A 6685-nucleotide genomic window follows, 5' to 3' on the forward strand; every position below is an offset into this window, starting at 1 on the left:
ACGCCGCCGCGCGGGCCCTCGTGGCCGCGGCCGCGGTCGTGGCCGCGGTCGCCGCCGCGTCCACCACGGTCGCCACCGCGTCCACCGCGGTCGCCGCCGCGGTCGCCTTCGTCGCTGGGGCCGTTCTCGCCGGTGACGACGCGAGCCATGAAGCCGCCGCCGGTGTGCATGCCGCCGCGCGGACCCTCGTGGCCACCGCGGCCGCCACGGTCGCCGCCGCGGTCGCCGCCGCGTCCACCGCGGTCGCCGCCACGGTCGCCGCCACGGTCTCCACCGCGGTCGGACTTCCCGTGGTCGTCGCCGTGCGAGGACGAGTAACCGTTGTCGTGGCCCGAGTCGCCCGACGTGACCATGGCGTAGGCGGACGGGCCGGTGATGGCAAGGACCGCTGTGACAGCGGCCGAAGCGAACAGTGTGCGGGCAGAGCGCATCTGAACACATTCCTTCCGCCGCAACTGCGAAGAGTGACCGGCTGTCGACTCAATGTGGCGCAGTGGCGACGTGATCCACCGTCAGCCGGAATGCGGATCCGCGCCATCGGGGAGCGCCGCATTGGAGCTACACCGTGGGCTCTTCGGGTGGAGTGGGGCCGATAATCACCCGTTGGACTGCACACAGCGACGTACGAGGTTTGGGCGGCGGGGCTCCACCCGTTTGCCGACCCCCGCAGACGGCGCCGCGCCCGCCGCCCGCCCCGTGACGGGCTTTCGGGTCGCATGAACTCCCTTGCACACGAGAAGAGTTGACGCGGGATCGTACGGCGTTCCGGTCGCGCGGGGCGGATCCCGCCGGCCGCCGGACCCACCGCGCCGGTACCCCTCAACCGCGCCGTCGACGCCCGGGAAGCCGCGACGCGCCGCCCGTGGCCTGCTTGCCTTCCGGTGCCCGGATGTGCGCGGGGCGCGATCTTCCACGCCGCCGGCCGCCCCACCCGTAAACCGGTTGTAGGGGTTCCGGTCCCTCTGCTCTACTCGTCCGCGGAATTCGACCGACGAAAGGAAGCGGCATGCGCCGGACTCACATGTTCATTCAGGCGGGAAACATCACCGATCTTGAAGACATGGAGTTCCGTGCACACGCTGAACCTGGGAATCCTGGCGCACGTCGACGCCGGTAAGACGAGCCTGACCGAGCGGCTGCTCCACACCGCCGGTGTCATCGAGGAGATCGGCAGCGTCGACGACGGCAGCACCCGGACCGACTCCCTCGCACTCGAACGGCAACGCGGCATCACCATCAAGTCCGCCGTCGTCTCGTTCGACCTCGACGACCACACGGTCAATCTGATCGACACCCCCGGTCACCCGGACTTCATCGCCGAGGTGGAACGGGTGCTGCACGTGCTCGACGGCGCCGTGCTGGTCGTCTCCGCGGTGGAAGGCGTACAGGCGCAGACCCGTGTGCTGATGCGGACGCTGCGACGCCTGCGCATTCCGACGATCGTCCTCGTGAACAAGATCGACCGCGGCGGTGCGCGGCCCGCATCCGTACTGCGGGACATCGCCCGGAAACTGACGCCGGCCGTGATCGCCATGGGGTCCGTCGACGGGCCGGGCGGCCCCGACGCCCGCTGCGCCCCGTACACCGGAGCCGACCCGGGCTTCACCGACCGGCTGGCCGAGCTGCTCGCCGACCACGACGACGCGCTCCTGGACGCGTACGTCGAGAGCGCCGCGCCGCTCCCGTACGAGAGGCTGCGCGACGAGCTGGCGGCGCAGACCGGGCGGGCGCTGGTGCATCCGGTGTACTTCGGCTCCGCGATCACCGGCATGGGGATGGACGCCCTGATCGACGGGGTCAGGGAGCTGCTGCCCACGAGCGGGGGCGATGACGACGGGCCGGTCTCGGGCACCGTCTTCAAGGTGGAGCGCGGACCGGGCGGCGAGAAGACGGCGTACGTCCGGATGTTCTCGGGCACGGTACGGGTCCGCCACCGGCTGCCGTTCGGCCGGGGCGACGGCCGCACCGAGGGCAGGGTGACTGGGATCAGCGTCTTCGAGCGGGGCTCGGCCGTCCGTGCGACGGCGGTCGGCGCGGGCCGGATCGCGCTGCTCCGGGGACTCGACGGCATCCGCGTCGGCGACCCGGTCGGCGAACCGGACGCCTCCGCCCCGGCCCGGTGGTTCGCCCCGCCGACGCTGGAATCGGTCGTGGTCCCCCGCGCTCCGGCGACCAGGGGCCGGCTGCACGCCGCACTCGCGCAGCTCGCCGAACAGGACCCGCTGATCGACCTGCGCCAGGACGACATCCGCGAAGAGGTGTCCGTCTCGCTCTACGGCGAAGTGCAGAAGGAGGTCATCCAGGCGACGCTGGCCGACGAATTCGGAATCGACGTCGGTTTCCGCGAGACCACCCCCATGTGCGTGGAACGGCCGGACGGCAGCGGAGCCGCGTACGAGATCATCGGCGAGAACGGGAATCCGTTCCTGGCGACGGTCGGGCTCAGGGTCGACCCCGCCCCGGTCGGCAGCGGTGTCGCCCACCGGCTGGAGGTGGAGCTCGGCTCGATGCCCTTCGCCCTGATGAGAGCGGTGGAGGAGACCGTGGCGGAGACCCTGCGGCAGGGAATGCACGGCTGGCAGGTCACCGACTGCGTCATCAGCACGACGCACTCCGGCTACTGGTCCCCGCTGAGCACCGCGGGGGACTTCCGCAATCTGACCCCGCTGGTCCTGATGAGCGCGCTCCGACGGGCCGGCACCACGGTGTACGAGCCGGTCCACCGGTTCCGTCTGGAACTCCCCGCGGACCTGCTCGGCCCGGCCCTGCCCGTACTCGCGCGGCTGCGGGCCGTCCCCGGGACCCACGCGGTGCACGGCTCGGTCTGTGTGCTGGAGGGCGAGGTGCCGGCCGCCCGCGTCCACGCCCTCCAGCAGCGGATCCCGGGCCTGACGCGCGGCGAAGGGGTCCTGGAGTCCGACTTCGACCGCTACCGGGCGGTCGTCGGCCCGCCCCCGGCCCGGCCGCGCACCGGCCGCGATCCGCTCAACCGCGAGGAGTACCTGATGCGCACCCGCAGGGTCCTCTGAGGGCCCGGCGGGGCGGGGCGGCCCTCAGTTCAGCAGCGAGCGGGCCGCCCGCGCCCGGTGCCGGACCGCCTCCGCCGCCGCGGGCTCGATCCCGGCGATCACCTCCGCGTACTCCTCCATCTCCGCCGCTCCGCGCAGGAACTGCCCGCTCTGTACGAGCAGCTGCGCGCGCTCGTAGCGCAGCCTCGCGGGGTGCGAGGGGAGCAGCAGCGACAGATCCACCGCCCACAGCGCGACATCGGTGTGCTCGGGACGGGTCGCCGCCCAGGCCCTGACGTTGTTCAGGATCCGCAGCACGATCTCCAGCGGCCGCGCGGGCACCAGCATCGACTCCTCCAGCGGCTCCCCGGTGGCGCCCGCCACCAGCAGCTCCGCGTCCTGCCCGGTCATCGGCCGGCCGCCGTCGAAGGGGTCGGCCAGCACCCGCTCGGCCGGATCGCCGAAGCCGACGACGAAATGACCGGGCAGCGCCACCCCGTACACCGGGGCGCCCGCGCGCCGCGCGACCTCGATCCACACCACGGACAGCAGGATCGGCAGCCCGCGACGCCTGCGCAGCACCTGGTGGAGCAGCGACGACTCCAGCCGCTGGTAGTCCGCCGAGGAGCCCGCGAAGCCGCACCGCTCACCGAGCAGTTCGGCCAGTGCCGAGGCCCAGGACCGGCCGTCGCGCTTCCCGTACGGAAGTCGGCCCGCCAGTTCGTCCAGCTCGATCTGGGCCGCGTCGATGCCGTGCGGGTCCAGCGCCGGATCAGCCATCGCGCCCACCAGCAGACAGAGCAGCGCGAGGTCGGGGCGCTCGGCGCGCGCCTCCTCGGCGAACTGCCGGCACAGCTCCTCCCGGGCCGGGCGTTCCGGCCGCTCGGCGGGTTCAGGGTTCATCGGGACCGTCCGTCTCCGTCACGGCTGCCGGAAGTGGTGGTAGAGGTGATGGACCGCGAACCCCATGCCCTCGTAGAGCGCCCGCGCCGCCTCGTTGTCCGTCTCCACCTGGAGCCAGGCGGCCGAGGCGCCCTCCTCCAGGGCCCGGCGGGCGAGCGCGGTCATCACGGCGGTGGCGAGCCCCCGGCGCCGGTACGCCGGATCGACCTCGACGGCCATGAACCCGGCCCAGCGCCCGTCCACCACGCACCGCCCGATCGCGGCGGGCGCCGCGTCCCCGCCGTCACCGGGCACCGAGGCGAACCACACCGAGGGACCGCCGCGCAGCACCGCCAAGACGTGCGGGCCGGGGGTCTCGAAGCGCTGGTACCGGGAGAGCCACCGCTCGTCCAGGTCCCGGCTCAGCCGCACCCCGGACACCTCGGCGTCCAGATCGCCGACCGGGGCGAGCCCGGCGGTGCGCACCTCGGCCGTCACCTCGCGGTGCCAGCCCCGCTCCGTCAGCTCCGCGCAGAGCAGCTCCTGGGTGCCCTCGGCGCCGGTCGCGGTCTGGACATAGGCGGGCAGGCCCCGGTCCCCGTACCACTGCCGGACGCAGGCGAGCGCCTCGTCGAGGGGGAGGCCGGGATCGCCGAGCGGCAGCACGGAGTTGGCGCGGCGGGTGAACCCGTGCGCGGCACGCAGCCGCCAGTCGCCCAGCTGCTCGCTCTCCACCGGCTGCCAGGCGTGGGCGCAGACGGGCGCGAGCTCGTCGAAGGAGGCCGCCGGGCCACGGCGCCGGGCCGGAGCGGCCGGCACCACCTTGCCCGCCACCAGAGCCGCCTCCGCGATGCGGACGGTTTCACCGCTCTTGGGTGTGATCGAGAGCACACCGCCGTCCCACGATGTGAGAACTCCGACCGTGTCGGCGAACGTCGCCCGTTGCGGTCCGCTCTCGCACACACGCCGGACTGATACCCGTTTGCCCACGTCAGCAGGTGTGATCCGGACCTTGAGCTGTCCGCCGATGGTGAATTCCACAGCTCTGTGCGCCCCTCCTGTTCGGTTCGTGCCCCGGAACGGAGATACTAGGGGCGGGCATCGACGACGCCGCGCTCCCGCGCGAGAGCCAACGCCCTACCGAGGAGGAACGACAGCGTGACCTACGTCATCGCGCAGCCTTGTGTCGACGTGAAGGACAAGGCCTGCATCGAGGAGTGCCCCGTCGACTGCATCTACGAGGGCCAGCGGTCCTTGTACATCCACCCGGACGAATGCGTCGACTGTGGAGCCTGTGAGCCGGTGTGCCCGGTCGAGGCCATCTTCTACGAGGACGACACCCCGGAGGAGTGGAAGGACTACTACAAGGCGAACGTCGAGTTCTTCGACGACCTCGGGTCGCCCGGTGGTGCCTCCAAGCTGGGCCTGATCGAGCGCGACCACGCGTTCATCGCCGCGCTGCCGCCGCAGAACCAGTAGTCGGCGGCCCGCACGTGCGCCGCCCCGGTCCCGTACGGCTCGTCACCGTGCGGGACCGAGGTGTTTGCGCCCCCGGGTGACGAGCGGCCCTCGCCGCCCCGTGCGTCCCGCGTGACCCCCGTACGAGAAAGCAGAGATCCGTGTCCGCAGTCTCCTCCCGTCTCCCGGTCTTCCCCTGGGACAAGCTCGCGCCCTACAAGTCGACGGCCGGGGCCCACCCCGACGGCATCGTGGACCTGTCCGTCGGTACGCCCGTCGACCCGGTGCCCGAGCTGATCCGGCGGGCGCTCGTCGCCGCGTCGGACAGCCCCGGCTATCCGACGGTGTGGGGGACCGCCGAGCTGCGTGACGCGATCACCGGGTGGGTGGAGCGGCGGCTCGGCGCGGCCGGGGTGACCCACGAGAACATCCTGCCGGTCGTCGGCTCCAAGGAACTGGTGGCCTGGCTGCCGACCCAGCTCGGCCTCGGCGCGGGCGACAAGGTGGCGTACCCGCGCCTGGCCTACCCGACGTACGAGGTGGGCGCCCGGCTCTGCGGCGCCGAGCCCGTCGTCTACGACGACCCGACGGAGCTGGACCCGGCCGGACTCAAGCTGCTCTGGCTCAACTCGCCCTCCAACCCGACCGGCCGTGTCCTGTCCAAGGACGAGCTGGTCCGGATCGTCGCCTGGGCCCGCGAGCACGGCGTACTGGTCTTCAGCGACGAGTGCTACCTGGAGCTGGGCTGGGAGGCCGAGCCGGTCTCCGTGCTGCATCCGGACGTCTGCGGCGGTACGTACGAGGGTGTCGTCGCCGTCCACTCGCTCTCCAAGCGCTCCAACCTCGCCGGATACCGCGCGGCCTTCGTCGCGGGCGACGCGGCGGTGCTGGGCGAGCTGCTGCTGATCCGCAAGCACGGCGGCATGATGACCCCGGCCCCGGTCCAGGCGGCGACGGTCGCGGCGCTCGGGGACGACGAGCACGTCGCCGAGCAGCGGGACCGGTACGCGGCGCGGCGGGCGGCCCTGCGCACCGCGCTGGAGTCGCACGGCTTCCGCATCGAGCACAGCGAGGCCAGCCTCTACCTCTGGGCGACCCGCGACGAACCGTGCTGGGAGACCGTGGCGTACCTGGCGGAGCTCGGCGTCCTGGTGGCCCCGGGCGACTTCTACGGACCGGCCGGCGACCGCTTCGTACGGGTGGCGTTCACGGCGACCGACGAGCGGGTGGCGGCGGCCGTGAAGCGGCTGACCCGGTAGGAGCGGTACGCGCGCGGGGCCGCACCCGCGGCGATCAGCAGCGCGGTACGGGCGATCCGGCGGGTCAGGGGGAGGGAC

At 72.7% G+C, this 6685-nt stretch carries 5 protein-coding genes and 1 pseudogene; 3 read left to right on the plus strand and 3 right to left on the minus strand.

Annotated elements, in window-relative coordinates:
- A pseudogene (locus ACFVFH_RS08045) lies at window positions 1-431 on the minus strand (hypothetical protein); the annotation flags it as partial.
- Between the two features lie 639 nt (window positions 432-1070).
- On the opposite strand from ACFVFH_RS08045, the gene ACFVFH_RS08050 reads away from it, so the two are divergent.
- The gene (locus ACFVFH_RS08050) at window positions 1071-3029 is read left to right on the plus strand and encodes a GTP-binding protein (protein ID WP_383764978.1); all 1959 of its coding nucleotides are present in this window, start codon (window positions 1071-1073) and stop codon (window positions 3027-3029) included.
- A gap of 24 nt (window positions 3030-3053) precedes the next feature.
- On the opposite strand, the gene ACFVFH_RS08055 is transcribed toward ACFVFH_RS08050, so the two are convergent.
- Together ACFVFH_RS08055 and ACFVFH_RS08060 are read right to left on the minus strand one after the other, a co-directional pair.
- The gene (locus ACFVFH_RS08055; protein ID WP_383764980.1) at window positions 3054-3911 is read right to left on the minus strand and encodes a tetratricopeptide repeat protein; all 858 of its coding nucleotides are present in this window, start codon (window positions 3909-3911) and stop codon (window positions 3054-3056) included.
- A gap of 18 nt (window positions 3912-3929) precedes the next feature.
- Window positions 3930-4931: a GNAT family N-acetyltransferase gene (locus ACFVFH_RS08060; protein ID WP_383764983.1), complete on the minus strand. Its 1002-nt coding sequence runs from the start codon at window positions 4929-4931 to the stop codon at window positions 3930-3932.
- 117 nt (window positions 4932-5048) lie between these two features.
- Between ACFVFH_RS08060 and fdxA the strand changes: the two genes are divergently transcribed.
- The gene (gene fdxA / locus ACFVFH_RS08065) at window positions 5049-5369 is read left to right on the plus strand and encodes a ferredoxin (protein WP_018956287.1); all 321 of its coding nucleotides are present in this window, start codon (window positions 5049-5051) and stop codon (window positions 5367-5369) included.
- Between the two features lie 140 nt (window positions 5370-5509).
- Window positions 5510-6607: a succinyldiaminopimelate transaminase gene (dapC, locus tag ACFVFH_RS08070; RefSeq protein WP_383764986.1), complete on the plus strand. Its 1098-nt coding sequence runs from the start codon at window positions 5510-5512 to the stop codon at window positions 6605-6607.
- The last annotated feature ends 78 nt before the right edge of the window (window positions 6608-6685 follow it).

Source organism: Streptomyces sp. NPDC057697 (assembly GCF_042799335.1).
Taxonomy (GTDB): Bacteria; Actinomycetota; Actinomycetes; order Streptomycetales; family Streptomycetaceae; genus Streptomyces.